Here is a 15,584-nt window from a genome sequence, read left to right on the forward strand (position 1 = left end):
ACGCAATCAAGCAAGGCCGTGGCCCGGACCGGCACGTGGGGTCGAGCAGGTCGTTCATTTGGCGTTCGGAGCGCGGCGCCGAACGACGATTGCCCAGCCATTGAGACGTTGGTGACGACAGAGCTCCCCAGAAGGTTATCCGTGAATGCGGTAGCCCGACGCGAGACTTCCGGAAACCCGCGAACCACTTCCCTTTCGATCTTCTGCACGTGTCACTCCCTAAGCCCGGTGTTCGGGACAAGCTTTCTCAGGGGGTGGAACATCGTCTGTGATCAAACGTAATGACCGCGGGTGCGGACGGTGTCAGCATCTGTTGCGCCCTCACAGTTCATCCACACCATCATCGAGAGGCCCCATGGTCCATCCGGAATACGATATAATCGCTGGCGTGATCATGCTGGCGCTGGTCAATATCCTCTGGGCAGGCGCTGCAAAGACACGGCAATACGGGACGAAATGGAACACGGGCGCACGCGATGCGGAGATGCCCGCGTTGCAGCCGCTTCCTGCGCGCCTGTCCCGCGCCCAGGCCAATCTCTTCGAGACCCTGCCGCTTTTTGTTGCGGCGATGCTGGGCGCCCTTCTGGCAGGTCATGAAGGCTGGAAGACCATGTGGGGCGGATTTATCTATCTTGGCGCGCGCATTGCCTATCTGCCGCTCTATGCTGCGGGTATTCCGGTCATACGCACGATCGTTTTCATGTGCTCTCTGATCGGCTTGCTGCTGGTTCTCTGGGCGTTGATAGCAGGCTAAGCGCTCCATCCGGTCATTGCCGCGGAGGACAGGATATCATTCTGCCCGAGGCGCGCCTTGGAGATATCAGGGAGGGGGGCTTCCATATCTCGGATCATTTTCTACACTCCCCCCTTTCTCGAGGGCGGATCGTGCGCTGGATGCTCGAAGAAACGGGACAACCCTAAGAGACTAGAGTGTTGGCGTTCGGGCCGCAGATGAAATCAGCAGACTATCTCGCCACCAATCCCATGGGCGAGGTTCCTGTGCCCGAGCATGGTGAGGCGATTTTTACCGAGGTCGCTGCCTGCCGCGCCTATCTCGCGTCAACATTTCCCGAACGTCGGCTTTCTCCCGCCCCGGGGACTGTTGAGATCACAGCGTACCATCGATGGATGCTTTTCGCCGCTGGCCCCTGTGAAACTGCACCGACAAATGTGTCGCTGGGCCTGCATGTTCCAGACAGCCCCCAAGCACAGGGACGCTCTGGCTATGGCTTGCTTCAATCTGTCATCGATACGCTTCGCGGCATTCTCGGTGATGGGAGGGACTATATTACAGGGAATTCTTTTAGTAGGGCGGATGTTTATCTCGGCTCCCCAATTCAGTGGGGCGTGAAATTCGGCTGCATGACGCTAGCATCCGAAAATGGGGAATATCTTTATCGTCTGACATCGCGCCCTGCGGCCATACGCGCTCGCGCCCTTGATGACGCGCTCCTCTCGTCGCAGGATTGAGCGATTTCTGCCGCATGCTCGGAGCTGCCCCCAACAGGGAGGAACTCGCGGGCCCGCCTTCCTTGAGCCGGCACCCTGGTTGCGGCGTTGACGGCGCAAGGCGGGCCTCGATACCGAAAGCGTGCCTGACCTCCTAGGGTTGGCCTGTTCAGGTAGCGCGACTTGCGCGGGCAGGCTTTGCGTCACCTTCGATACCTAGGGCATGAAATGCGTCTGACGGCTCCCTGCTTCCCGCTTAGATTCCATTTGCCGAGAGCTGCAACGCGGCGGGCAGAAAAGCTTGTTCCGGGGCAGGTTGAACCGTGGTCGGTTCGCAGAACATGAATAACGCGTTGATGCGAGGATTGCCCAGTGCGATGCCCAGTGCGATGCCCCTGTCACATGCCTCATATGCTTAGTGGCGCAATGCATCTCTGAAGTGACGCTTGCTCCGCCAAACGCGCCCTGCCGACATTCTCGCGAGTTCTCACACACCGCACTTGCGAATCAGAACGCAGACTCATATTGTCCGCGTTATGGCACTTTATGGCGCAAGCACCGAATACGTTCTTCACAGCCTGATCTGGCTCGTTGAACACACTGAACCTGTCAGCAGCCTTGATCTTGCTGATCTTCAGAAGATACCGGGGGCCTTCGTGGCAAAGCTGCTTCCCAAGCTTGAAAAGGCGGGCATCTTGCACGCCTCTGAAGGGCTGAGGGGCGGATATATGCTGGCCAGGCCCGCGCAGGAGATCAGTATTCTCTCGGTCGTGGATGCGATCGAGGGAAGGAAAAGCCTTTTCAACTGTCAGGAAATCCGGGCGCGCTGTGCCCTGTTTTCCGATGCCGCACCGACATGGGCTACTCATGGAGTCTGTGGAATTCATGCGGCCATGCTTCGTGCCGAGCACGCCATGAGGCAGGAGCTTGCAGAAACGACTTTGGCTGATCTGGCCGGTCTGGTTCGGGAAAAAGCTCCGCCGAAATTCCGGGCTGACGCCGAATCATGGTTCGGGACACGCGTGAAAACGCGCAAGGACGGAGCGGTCCGCAAGAAAAAGAGCGCCAAACGATAACCAGAGCGAGGACGATACAAATGATGAAGCTATTGGGCGCCGCCACGGCGCTGTTACTCGTCAGCACGAATTACGCACGAGCCGAAACGGCGGTGACGCCGCTGCTGACACATGAACTTCAAGGGGTCCCGGGCAAGGAGGGCGCTATGCTCGTGGTGGACTATCCGCCGGGCGGAAGCGACCCAATTCATCGACACAACGCTTCGGTGTTCGTCTATGTGCTCGAGGGCTCCGTGGTCATGCAGGTCAAGGGCCAGAAGGCGGTGACCCTGAATAAAGGGCAAACCTTCTTCGAAGGTCCACAAGATGTGCACCTTGTCGGGCGCAATGCCAGCAAGTCCGAACCGGCAAAGTTTCTGGCCTTTTTCGTAAAAGACCAAGCCTCTCCTTTCGTCATGCCTGCCAAGCCGTGAGAGGATGAGTCGATGCGTATATTTGTTGCGGGCGCGAGCGGCGCCCTGGGGCGCCCTCTGCTGAAACGCCTGATTCGGGCGGGTTATGAGACCTATGGTTTAGCCAGTAAGGCCAAAAGCATCGATCTTATTACGGAAACCGGGGCTATCCCGGTTACGGGCGACGCCCTTGATCGAGACAGTCTGTTTTCGGCGATCGATCGCGTGAGGCCGGACGTCGTAATCGATCAGCTTACCTCGCTACCCGCTGACCCTGCGGACTTGCCCGCACGGTTGCCGTTCGATCGACAGCTTCGCCTGGAAGGAGGGGCTAATCTCCTAGCAGCGGCAGAGGCATTCGGCGTCCAGCGCTATCTTCAGCAATCTTCCGGTTTCTATCTGGATGGGGAGGGAGGCCTCGCGACCGAGCACTCACGCTTGCGGATCGAGGCGCCCGGACATATCGGACAAAGCGCCAGGATGTACGCCGAGCTAGAAGCCAGGGTGTTGTCCTCTGCTGTCGTGGCTGGCTCAGCGTTACGCTACGGCTTCTTTTACGGCCCGGGAACCTGGTATTGGAGGGATGGTCCGCTCAGTGACTGTGTCCGATCGGGCAACAACCCGATCTGTGGCGATGGGACTGCGGTTTTCTCCTTTATCCACGTGGAGGACGCGGCAGACGCCACATTGGCCGCGCTGTCAGCCCCGACGGGCATTTACAATATCGTGGACGACCAACCTGTCGAAGCGGCAGCATTCATTCGGGATTTCGCGCGCTGGCTCGACGCTCCTGTTCCCGAACGACTTGATACCACAACGGCTCAGATGCGCTTTGGAGCCGAGGCACTTTATTATCATAATTGTTTGTCCGGGGCCGCGAATTCCAAGGCGCGCAACTCTCTCGCCCTGAAGGCCCGATCTTGCCCGTGGTCAAGTTGCGGCTGATCGCGTTTAGATCCAGAGGCGTGTGAGGTTGACGCTCCCCATATCGCGCTTCTGGTCGCGAGCAACGCTCGGCATCTCGTGCGGGATGTCCGGACGAGCAGGAGGGCTTGAGCGAATGGAATCCTCGCGTTGCTGGAGTGTGATCGCCCCGCATAGCGATGTTTACCTCATTGTTCATCCCTTCCAGACCCGTTGGTAAGGGGGCGTCTCCTCCTGGTTGACGAAGCCCAGGACGGGAACACTTCAGTGGCCACCCACTTTAAACGATGCTCCGAAAGACCACGAGATACCGTGACGGCCTCCCGAGGCTGACAGCGGTGCCGCGCCTGTTTGCCCTCTCCTGAGTGGCTCAGAATCAGAGTTTATGGATGACCCTTTGCGGGAGCCGCCAGGATCTCGGTTTGTCTCGTCTCTCAGGAAGCGGGCAAAGATTCGGATCGCAATCGGCTCATCCTTCGGAGGATCTGGCGGATCAATAAGAGGGGCTTTCTATCTGGTTAATTCTGACATTAATGATATCGTCACAAAGTATCAAATTCCGATAATACCGTTAATGATCAATCAGTTTTGATAGAGACGTCCATTTTAATACTGAATTTATAATGGAAAAGGCGTAAGGCGCCTCGCAACAGGAATGTTGCAGGTGTATCTACTATGAAACGCAGTATTTTGCGTCTTTTTCTCCTTTCCGCTATCTCCAGCACAATTATCACGGTTCCGAGTTTCGCCGCCACGGAAAAGGCGCCGGCGGCAACCATGCCGGCTGCGTCTCCTGCGACTGTCTCTGGATCGGTGGGTAACTGGACGTATCGTTGTATCTATCCCGCCGGTTCTATGAATGCGGCGCCGAATATTTGCACGGTCGAACAGCGCCTGTTCAAGCAGGAGCCCGATAAGAAAGACGTGCCAATCGGTGGGATCATTCTGGCGAAAGCAACGCCGGATGCCATCAAGATGCCGATTTCCAGCCGGCCATGGCGTCTGACACTCATGACGCCTTTGGGTTTGTCGCTGGTCACCCCCTCTCGTCTGGTGACAGACACCAGCGCTCCCCTGACGCTTGCCTGGCAGAGCTGCATCCCGACGGGCTGCCTTTCCGTGCTCGAGCTGACCGATCTGCAGGCCCGCGCCCTGCGACATGGCAAGCAGGGACACATGCAGATCAACAAACTCCTCGACGGCGTGCTGACGATCAATTTTGCGCTTGATGGCCTCGACAATGCGATGGCCGCCACCGAGCAACTGATGGCTCTGCCTTCATCGCACTGACGTCATTTTCCAGCGTATCTAAATCAGGCCTGTTTTCATGTTTGCGTCGCGCGTTACCCGCTTTGCCCTGACGGGTGGTCTGTCTCTCTTCTGCTGTGTCACAGCACAAGCTCAGGTGCCCATGCGGACCAACCCACCGGCTGTGATGCCAGCCGGCCCCGGTTCATCACAGGACCAGTTCCAGCGTTTCAGGCAGCGCCAGCTTCAGCTCGACATGTTGCCTCCACCCGATAGCGATACGCACTTCAACAATCCCGCTCCCATGAAGGGAGGGAATAGCTGTGTCCGTGTATGGGCGGTGTCCATCGAGGATGCTCCCCATCTCGGCGATGCGGCAAAACGCGGTGTCGAGCAGCGTTACACCGGGCGCTGTCTCGGTGTCAGCGACTTCAATCATGCGCTGGACGATATCAACCGGGCCTATGTGCAGCAGGGCAATGTAACGTCACGAGCGTATTTGCCAGAGCAATCCCTGCAGTCTGGACACCTGCGCATTGTCGTGATCGAGGGCACGCTCTCGTCAATCCGTTTCGCCGGTATCTCTGCGCGACATCACGAACTCATGGGATTCCCTGGTCTGCGAGATCATCTGCTGAACCTGCGCGACCTCGAGCAGGGGCTGGACCAGATGAATCGTATGCCCAATTGGTCGGCAAAAATGCAGATCGTGCCTGGTGACAAGCCCGGTAGTTCGTCAGTTGTGGTGCAACAGATGAACCCTGGCGTCGTGCACGGGCAGATATGGGCAGATAATAACGGACAGTACCAGACGGGGCATGAAACGGGCCATGCGCTGCTGACGGCTCAGGACGCGCTCGGTCTGCTGGATATGTGGTCGGTTGAGTATGACCACTCCCTGGTGGGATCTGCCGGACACCGTGGCACCCAGTATTTTTCGGCCGATGGCTCGGTTCCCTACGGAAAATGGTCTGTCTTCAGCGGGTTCTGGATGTCTGATGATGTCTATCATCTACAGACTCTGGGCGAGGACTACCGGCTGGGCGGGCGCCGCCGGGATTTCCGCTTTGGCGTCTCACGCGTTGTCGCGCGCAACAGTATCGGGGTGACCACCCTACAGGCACTTTATGAACTGAAATCATTCAACTCAACGCTCGATCATGTCCGGCTGAAAACGCAGAGTGCGCGCCAGGCGTCCGTTGTCACGCAAGCCAGTGAATCACTCAAAGCCCTGGGTGGGCTTTGGTACCTAACGCTCGGTGTGCGCTTCGGGACAGATGGCGCAGGGACCCGAACGAGTTTTGCGCATCCGATCGAGAGCGAGCCCCATACGAGATACGTCAAGCCCGCCCTCGATATCGACGGTTACGAGCCTCTGCCGTTCGGATTGTCGTGGCATGTGTCGTTCCACGGTGAATTCAGTTCGCGCAACCAGTTTGCGACCGAACAGCTGCAGCTTGGCGGCCCCTACACCGTGCGCGGTTTCCTGAGCCAGATGCTCGTGGGCAATAAAGGCTTTTATGTGCGTGACGATATCTCGTACCGCCTCGCCCCCCTCGATCTTCACGAGCGCTGTGGGATGTATCGGACTCTTTGTCGCCTGTTCGTCGACGGCACCGAATTCTACGGGATCATCGATGGCGGGTTCGTCAAGCTCGGATATAGCGCAGACAACTTGCCGCCAGCGCTACGGGGGGGATCGATTGCCGGGGCGGGCTTTGGACTGCGCAAAGTATCCGGGCCCGTGTTCTGGGGGGCCTCTGCGACACATGCGATTGCCCATGGCCCGCTCCCTGACGAGGGCTGGATTGCCGCATTTCAGGCCGGAGTGCGCTTCTGATGAACGACCACCCCATGAGATATCTTCGCAAGATCCTTGCTGTCTTTCTCTCAGCGGACCTCGCACTGTTACCGGCCATAGCGAGTGCCCAACAGGCCGCGCCGTCGATCGTCATTGATAATCATTCAATGCCTGGTGCTCCGGCGCCCAATCTGGACCGAACATCCAACGGTGTTCAACAACTCAATATTGCGACACCCAATGGGGCAGGTCTGTCGCATAACATGTTCACGGAATACGGGGTCGAACAGAAGGGCCTAATCCTCAATAACGCGACCAAGGCGACCCAGACTCAGCTGGGGGGGTATGTTTACGGCAATGCCAATCTCAATGGGACGGGCGCAAAAGTCATCCTCAATGAGGTAACCGGTCCGCACGCTAGTCAGATGCTGGGCGCTACTGAGGTTGCGGGCCAGAGCGCCAATGTTGTGGTGGCCAATCCAAACGGCATCACGTGTAACGGGTGCGGTTTCATCAACACGAGCCGGGTGACGCTCACCACAGGTCATTCCGAAATCGATACAACAGGCAAGCTCTCTGCTCTCAGGGTACAGGATGGCTATGTCGCGTTCGAAGGACAGGGGGGTAATTTCACGGCGGTTCCCGTCCTCGATATTCTGAGTCGACGTGTCACATTCAATGCTCCGGTCAATGCCCAGAATGCACGCCTCGTCGTTGGGCGGAACAGGGTCGATTATGAAACCGGACAGGTACAGGCGCTGAATCGGGATGGCAGTGCTGCCCCCGCCTTTGCGATCGACAGCTCGGCATTGGGCGGTCTCTATGCCGGGCAGATCTCAATGCTCGTCAATGAGGCCGGTGCGGGTGTTCGTGTCAACGGGACTATGGCCGCCAATGCTGGCGACATGACCCTGACGGCTGACGGGCAACTGGTCCTGAACGGGACGCTGAGCGCGACTGGCCGGATTGAGATTGTGGGGCAGGACACGCAGCAGGGGGGGGCCATACAGTCAGGAGCCTCAACGCAGCTCACATCCTCGGGAACGATCACCCAATCCGGGCAGATTCAGGCCGGACAAGAAATCGCTCTCTCTGCCGGAAGCGTGCATAACACGGGTTCCCTCAAATCTGCGGGCAATGGCGGTATCCACATTGCCGCGCGTAACGACGCGCGCAACAGTGGCACGATCGCTGCGAGTAACGGCGGGCTCGCCGCATCCGGGCAATCCCTCGTCAATGAGGCTGGCGGCGTTTTCGCTGCGGAGGGACCAGTCACCCTGCAAAGTGCAGGTAATATGGCTAATAACGGACAAATCGCCTCTCAGAATGGTTTGATCACGCTCAGGGCAGGCGGAAGACTGACTCAAAGCGGTGGTGAAGTCGCCGCGCAGGGAGGTGCCCTCTCGATCGAGGCCAATACAATCGGCAATGACGCTACGGGGCGTATAACTGCCCGTGACGCCATGCGGATCACGGCGACGCAGCTCGATAATGCGGGAACCATTATTGCCGGACAGGATTTGTCTTTCGACAATGGCCCAGCTCTTGTCAACTCCGGCACTATTCAGGCCAGTAGCCTCTCGGGTGCGGCTCTGCAGTCTCTGACGAATACGGGCACCATTCAGGCAGAATCCGGCGCCTTGTCCCTCTTGGTGCAGTCGACGCTGCGCAATAGCGGCACGCTTTATGCAGCTTCAGGAGCGAGTATCGGGACATCTGGCGCGCTCGACAATTCCGATGGCCAGATAGGCGCAGGAACGGGCGCACTCTCCATCAACGCAGGGTCTATCGCGAATAACCGGGGTAAGATCATCGCGTCATCGGGTGCCCTTTTGCTCACCGCGGCGGGTAATATCGACAATAGCGCGGGCACGGTCTCGTCCACTGGCGCCGCGCTGTCTCTGGCTGGGCAGGCTCTGACCAATACCGGGGGAGGAGTGATTTATGCCTTTGGCCCCCTTAAAGCCGAGTTGACACAGTATTCCGCGACGCAGGGAGCCTCCCTGGCATCGGATGCGACGCTGGAATTGATGGCATCAGGTGCTGTGCAGAATGACGGCCAGATCCTGTCGGTGCAGGGCATGACGCTTGGTGCACAGGGGGGAATGGTCAATGATACCCATGGGCAGATTGTCGCAACTACTGGCGGCCTGTCCGTCACGGCACAGGGCACCGGCCTGACGAATAACGGACAGCTCGGTACCCTGACTAACGGCGCTGTCACCCTCGCGGGGCAGAGCTACGCCGGGTCTGGTCTCATACAGTCTGTCGATAGCCTGAGCTTGAATCTCGACCGATCGGCATCGGTGGATGGGTCGCTGCTGGCAGGCAAGGGTGATCTGTCGCTGACTGCTGGGACTCTGTCCTCAACCGGTCAGATCGGCGCCCAGACCGGCTCGTTGATTGTGTCCGTTCAGGACAGGCTACGTAACAGCGGCACGCTTTATGGCGCAACAGGAACGACGATCAGGGCAGGTGGCGCTCTTGATAATGGCGACGGCCAGATCGGCGCGGAGAGTGGTGCGGTCTCCGTCGTGGCAGGCTCTGTTGCCAATAACCGGGGCAGGGTCGTTGCCTCATCAGGTGCGCTGGGTCTGACGGCATCGGGCGACATCGACAATACTGATGGGACGATCTCAGCCAAGAATGGCATCCTGTCACTCACAGGGCAGGCTCTGACAAATAGTAGGGCGGGCGTTATCTACGCTTCAGGTCCCCTGAACGCCGAACTGGCGCAGTATCAATCCGCGCAAGATGCCTCCCTGGCTTCGGATTCCGGACTCTCGCTGAAGGCATCCGGAAGCATACAAAACCAGGGTTTGATGCAATCGACAGATGCCATGACACTCGAGGCCGGAACTGGGCTCGATAACGGCTCTCATGGGCGCATCATCGCATCCAACGGCGATCTCGATCTTGTCGCCCATGGGGCGGGCCTGAATAATGACGGCCAGATCGGCACACTGAATGCGGGGGTGGTGCACGTTCGCTCGTCGGCTCTAACCGGAGCAGGTCTGATTCAGTCTGCTGACGGGCTGGATATCGACGCGGTCGGTAGTGTCGCGATGACAGGCTCGCTTCTGGCAGGTCGAGGAGATCTGACTCTCTCTTTCGATGATTTTTCGTCTTCAGGAGAGATCGGCGCGCAAGACGGAGTGCTCACCCTCTCATCACGCAACACCCTGCGGAACAGCGGCACACTTTACGGTGCGAGCGGAACGATCCTCCGGGTGGGAGGGATGCTTGATAACAGCGGTGGTCAGATCGGCAACGGCACAGGCTCTCTGACAATCACTTCAGCAGCGCTCCTCAACGTCCAGGGGAAAATCATCGCTCCGAACGGGGGCGTCTCGCTGATCTCCGGAGATGTCGATAACCGGGCTGGCACGATACAGGGGCAGGAGAGGGTCGCGGCCACCATAAGCGCGCTGGATAACCGCGACGGTGGGACTGTGCTCTCTCTGGGATCAGATCTGGATATTGCCAACGGGAGCAGCGCGCTCGTTAACGTGCTCAACCAGGGGGGGACGATCGGGGCAACTGGTTCACTCACGCTCGCGGCCCAGCGCTACGAGTCGGATTCCGGAAGCTCCCTTCTCGGCAATGACGGTGTGGCGCTCACCGTATCTGGCGCTCTCGATAACTTGGGCCTCATTTCCAGCGGAACCGCTCTTACCCTGACCGTCGCGCGGCTGAACAATGCCTCCGGAGGGCTGATTGCCGCCAAAGATGGCGATCTGACGCTCAGAACGACCGCGCAAACCGCAGACGCGCTGTCCAATAGCGGGATCATCCAGAGTTCGGCTGCCGGAAAAACACTCAGGATTGTCACGGCAGGCCTGTTCAATGCCGGAAGTGTTCTGGGCAATGGAGACGTTTCCGTCTCGGCCAGCGATACGCTTGTGAATTCGGGCAAGCTCAGTGCTCTGGGGGGCAGTCTAGGCCTTGCTGCGTCATCGCTGCAAAACAGCGGGACCATGGCAGCATCGTCCCTTCTGTCGCTGCAATTCGCGACTTCGGCGGATAATTCGGGCACGTTATACGGTACTCAAGGCGTCACCCTGACGGCAGACGGGCTCGAAAACCATGACGCGGGGCAGATCGGTGCAGATACGGGAACTGTGTCGATTACAACAGGCACATTGACCAATACGGGTGGAACGATCCTCTCGACGCGCAGGGATCTCTCGATACAAACGGATAGCCTCCTCAATGAGGGCGGTATCCTGCAGGGCCAGACGGGCCAGACCATTGAAACTGCCCGCTTGATCAATCGGGCAGGCGGGCAGATCCTGACCCGCGACGGCGTACTCGATATTGCTGGCCGACAGGGCGTGCCAAGCACAGCGATCGTGAATGACGCCTCGACCCTGCAGGCATCCTCATCGCTGTCGCTCAAAGCAAATTCCCTGACAAACGGCGATGGCACGATCCTAACCACCGCAGGCGCGATGGATATCGCGCTCTCACGTGATGGCGCGCTCGATAACACGGGCGGGATCATTCAGAGTGCCGGAAATCTGAGCCTTGGCGCGGGCGCCTATACCGGTTCCATCGCCTCGATGCTGACTTCCAGCGGCGATATGGGGCTGCACCTGAGTGGTGACGTCGTCAATGCGGGACATATCGATGCCGGTGGGAACCTCACTCTGACTGCCCAGAGTATCACCAATCTGACCGGTCAAAGCGCTGACTCGCCTGCTGTCATCTCTGCAAAAGGCCAGACTCTCGCGCTTACGGCCCAGACCGTCACCAATGCGGGCGCCATTCAGGCCTCGGGCGATCTCGGCACCCTGCAGCTTGAGGCAAGCAGCCTGAAGAATAGTGGCACAATTGCCGCGCAGCGCGATATCGGCACGTCGATAACGGGAAGTTTGGGCAACACAGGCACGTTTGTCTCGCGTCAGGGCGCGCTGACACTCAACGCACAAGACGTCGCGAATTCAGGCTTTATCGGAAGTGCTGCCAAGACCCAGCTTATCGTCGGGGACAGTGCGACGAATACGGGCGTGGTTTACGCTGACGCAGGCGTCGTGGCGCGCATGGCTGGTCAGTTTGATAACACTGGCGGGCAGATCGGAACAGCGAACGGAGATATCGCGCTTGATGCCGCACAATTCTCCAATGAGTCGGGGCGGATCATTGCCCAGGGTGGCGCGCTCACCCTGACCGGTGCCGTCATAGACAACAGGAGCGGTGTTCTTCAGGCAGACGGCAGTGTGGCGCTGGTCGCGGCACAGCTCGATAATACGCTCGGGCTTGCTCTGTCGAAGTCGGCAGGTGTCTCTGTCGGAACTGATAGCGCGCTTGGTCTCGTAACCAACACACAGGGGATTATCCAGGGGAACGGCCCAATCTCCATCGGCTTTGCCGACCTCGCCAATGACAATGGCCAGATACTGGCTCAAGCCGGTGCTCTCACGCTGCACGGGATGGGCACCGGCAGTGTCACGAACACGAACGGGGCCATCCAGGCAACGGGCGCGCTCACCCTGACCACTGGTTCCTATCAGGGCGGAGAAGGCAGTCAGGTCACCAGCGGTCAAGCCATGGGACTGACAGTTTCAAACGGCTTTTCAAGCGCGGGCAAGATCGCCTCGGTGGGCGACATGATGCTGCGGGCGGGGAGCCTCAGCATTAATCAGAGCGGCATCATTGCCAGCACTCAGGGTAATCTTGCGCTCACAAGCGAGGGCGCCCTGACAAATCAGGGCCTGATCCAGACCGAGTCCTCGGGGGGGCTTCTCTCCATCCATGCCGGCTCGCTGGAAAATGCCGCCCAGGCGGGGATCGTTGCCAATGGCAACGCCGCGCTTACCCTGCAAGGCGGGCTTGATAACGCTGGCGAGGTGACAGCGCACGGCAAGCAGATGACGCTGAACGCTCTGCACCTGTCCAACAGTAATCTGATGCTCTCAGGCGGGTCTCTTTCGCTCGCCCTGCCGGGAGATCTGACCAATAGCGGCCTGATCTACGGTCTGGCGGATGTCAAAGTGACTACTGCCAATGCCGATAATCACGCCGGGCAAATGGGCTCTGGTCAGGGCCTATTGTCGCTAACAGCCTCTGCCCTGCGCAATGATCAAGGCGGACGCATTATTGGCACTGACGGGTCGGTGCGTATCTCGGCCGGAACCGTCGCGAATGATAATGGCCTGGTGCAGGCGGGACACGACATCACGCTTCAGACCGGCCGTTTGTCGAACAATGCGGGTCAGGTTCTTGCCGTGGGCGGCTCGCTATCCGTGGCCAGAGATGCGGCAGGCCATGCGCTTGACGACCTCCTCAACAATGGAGGGCGTCTGCAGGCAGGGTTGGATCTTTCCGTTGCCGCACAGCAGGTCGAGAGCGCTCAGGGTACGATCCTGACGCAAGGGGGCGACCTCGCCCTTACGGCCGGGCAGGGCGCGCGCATGCGTCAGTTCGATCTCACTGGCGGAACGCTTCAGGCGGGGCGCGATCTGACGCTCTATACCAGTGCAATTGCAGGAGCCAGTACGGTTCAGGCCACGCGTAATCTGGATTTTTCGACGGCGCAGGATGTCGGGGGATTCTTGTTTTCTGCCGGGGGTGACGCGCGCCTTGCTCTGGATTCCGGCTGGCACATCGGCGCCGGGGCGGGTGTCATTGCCGGTGGCGGGCTCACAGCCACAGCCCCGGAAATCGAGAATAACGGGGCTCTTATTGCGGGGGGCATGCTGTCTCTCTCGACGCCGGGCAGCGTGACCAACACCGGGCTGATCAGCGGCACTCAAGGCGTACAGATTGCCTTGGACGGGAGTCTGATCAACCGCCAGGGCGCGATCCTGTCCGACGCAGGGGACCTGACGATTGGGGGCAGATCCGGTCAGTTGGCCGGAGATGTCACGAACAGCTCCGGTCAGATTCTGACCGGGAGTGCCCAGGGCGATGTCGTCATCAGCGCGCGCTCCCTCACCAATGATATCATTGGCGGTGTTACCTATCAGCAGGGACAGGTCGTTTACAGCCAGACCTATGATCAGGCTCTGGCCAATCCGCCGACGCCCTCGAATATCGGCAATACCGGCCAGTATTACTGGGGCCAGAAGATTCTGGCCGTTCAGACCCCCGCGGGCCTGCTGACAGCAGATGGAAAACCCGGTTCAGGCTACGTGCTTGTAGCGCTTTATGGCGGCAAGGACGCCTCCAAGGTCGTAGTGACAGGGGTGGGGTCACTCGCCACCGCGTCCAACGCGCCGTCTGTCATCTCGGCCGGGCATGATCTGGTGGTGACGACCAGCGGTACGATCACCAACGATGCCAGCCATCTGGCAGCAGGCAACGACATGACGCTCAAGGGCGGCTCGTTGAACAATGTTGGTTACGATACCAGCGTCACCTACACACTGACCTGCTATAACGGAAATTCCTGCCGTTGGTACATGCCCCCTGAAGACGCTGCCAATCCCTGGTTTCCCGGTGGGTGGCAGATCGGATCCGGCGGTGGCTGGCCCTGGCCGAGCCAGATCTGGGGGAGCAGCCGTTCGAACGGGCTGTCTGGCACGATCGTGGCCGCCAATAGTCTGATCGGTGATTTCGCCGGGGAGATCAATAACAGTACCATCATCCAGCACGCGACATCCGAGCAGCTTGCCGCAGCATCGCACTACCAGGGCAATATGCCGGGCGATGTGACGGCGCCTGGCATGAATGGTCAGGCGGTAGGCGGTGGTGCCCTGACTCTGCCCGGTGCGGATCGTCCGACAGGGAATATCGATCTGGGCATGTCCGGCGGGGTTGGCGCCCAGAGCGGTGTTTCGGGCAGCGGACTCACTGGCGGGTTCGTATCGGGCGCCGGGCAGCAGGCTGCGGCACAGGCAGGACATGAAGGCCTTGGGGCGTTCGATGCGGGCGCATTCGCCCAAGGCGGAAACGGGATGCCGAATGGTGGCACACTCACTCCTGGTGGCCTGCAGCCGGGCCAGGAGGGGGGTGGGCTTTCCGGTCATCGGCCCGCCTCAGGTGGGTCGGGCCCGTCACTGGCGGGCGGGGGCGTTCTACCGCAGGAAGGCGTCCAGACGGCAGCGGATGCAGCGCAGAATTTGCGGCTTCCCGGCTTTCTGAACAGCGCCGATCCGTCGGTCATGCAGGTGATTACCTCCATTCCGGCGGGCAGTGCGCTCTATGTGCCTAACCCGTCGCCCCAGGCGCATTATCTGGTCGAGACGAACCCGGCCTATACCAGCCTGACGGCCTTTCACGGCTCGCAATATCTTGTGGATCGTCTGGGCAAGTCACCGTCGGATTACACTTTCCTGGGTGATTCCTATTTCGACCAGCAATATGTGCAGCAGCAGATTGTTTCCGCGACGGGCCAGACCTTCCTTGGCGGGACGTTTGTCAATGCGTCGTCGCAGATGCAGCAACTGGTCACGAATGCCGGTGATCAGGCGCAGCGCCTTGGGCTGACTTTCGGTCAGGCGCTGAGCGATGAGCAAAAGGCGTCTCTGACGCAGAACATCGTCTGGTATGTGCCGGTGCAGGTGAATGGTGCGACGGTGCTGGCGCCGAAGCTCTATCTGGCCCCGGGCAATGTGGCACTGAGCGGCGGCACGATTGCGGCGAAAGACGTGTCGCTTGCGGGATCGAGCGTCACGAATAGCGGGACGATTTCGGGCAGCAACAGCCTGAGCATTCTGGCGCGCAATGGCGACATCACCAATACGGGCACGC

The 15,584-nt window shown here is 59.5% G+C and carries 8 protein-coding genes; all 8 read left to right on the top strand.

All coding sequences use genetic code 11. The features are described from left to right. The first annotated feature begins 355 nt into the window (after window positions 1–355). Window positions 356–754, top strand: a complete 399-nt coding sequence (locus C0V97_RS08230; protein WP_127102141.1) for an MAPEG family protein — start codon at window positions 356–358, stop codon at window positions 752–754. Between the two features lie 197 nt (window positions 755–951). Then, window positions 952–1,470, top strand: coding sequence for a glutathione S-transferase family protein (locus C0V97_RS08235; protein WP_199751741.1), 519 nt, complete (start codon window positions 952–954; stop codon window positions 1,468–1,470). 515 nt (window positions 1,471–1,985) lie between these two features. Next, the gene (locus tag C0V97_RS08240) at window positions 1,986–2,525 is read left to right on the top strand and encodes an Rrf2 family transcriptional regulator (protein WP_127102142.1); all 540 of its coding nucleotides are present in this window, start codon (window positions 1,986–1,988) and stop codon (window positions 2,523–2,525) included. Window positions 2,526–2,545: 20 nt separating this feature from the next. Then, window positions 2,546–2,938: a cupin domain-containing protein gene (locus tag C0V97_RS08245; protein WP_127102143.1), complete on the top strand. Its 393-nt coding sequence runs from the start codon at window positions 2,546–2,548 to the stop codon at window positions 2,936–2,938. Window positions 2,939–2,950: 12 nt separating this feature from the next. Beyond that, a complete protein-coding gene (locus tag C0V97_RS08250) occupies window positions 2,951–3,862 on the top strand; it encodes an NAD(P)-dependent oxidoreductase (RefSeq protein WP_127102144.1) in 912 nt (303 codons plus the stop codon). A gap of 654 nt (window positions 3,863–4,516) precedes the next feature. Next, window positions 4,517–5,131: an invasion associated locus B family protein gene (locus C0V97_RS08255; RefSeq protein WP_127102145.1), complete on the top strand. Its 615-nt coding sequence runs from the start codon at window positions 4,517–4,519 to the stop codon at window positions 5,129–5,131. A gap of 37 nt (window positions 5,132–5,168) precedes the next feature. After that, window positions 5,169–6,929, top strand: a complete 1,761-nt coding sequence (locus tag C0V97_RS08260) for a ShlB/FhaC/HecB family hemolysin secretion/activation protein (protein ID WP_127102146.1) — start codon at window positions 5,169–5,171, stop codon at window positions 6,927–6,929. Window positions 6,930–6,943: 14 nt separating this feature from the next. After that, window positions 6,944–15,584, top strand: an 8,641-nt coding sequence (locus C0V97_RS08265) for a filamentous hemagglutinin N-terminal domain-containing protein (protein WP_158625382.1), incomplete at its 3' end; no start/stop codon positions are given.

The sequence above is a fragment of the Asaia sp. W19 genome (genome assembly GCF_003994335.1).
GTDB lineage: Bacteria > Pseudomonadota > Alphaproteobacteria > Acetobacterales > Acetobacteraceae > Asaia.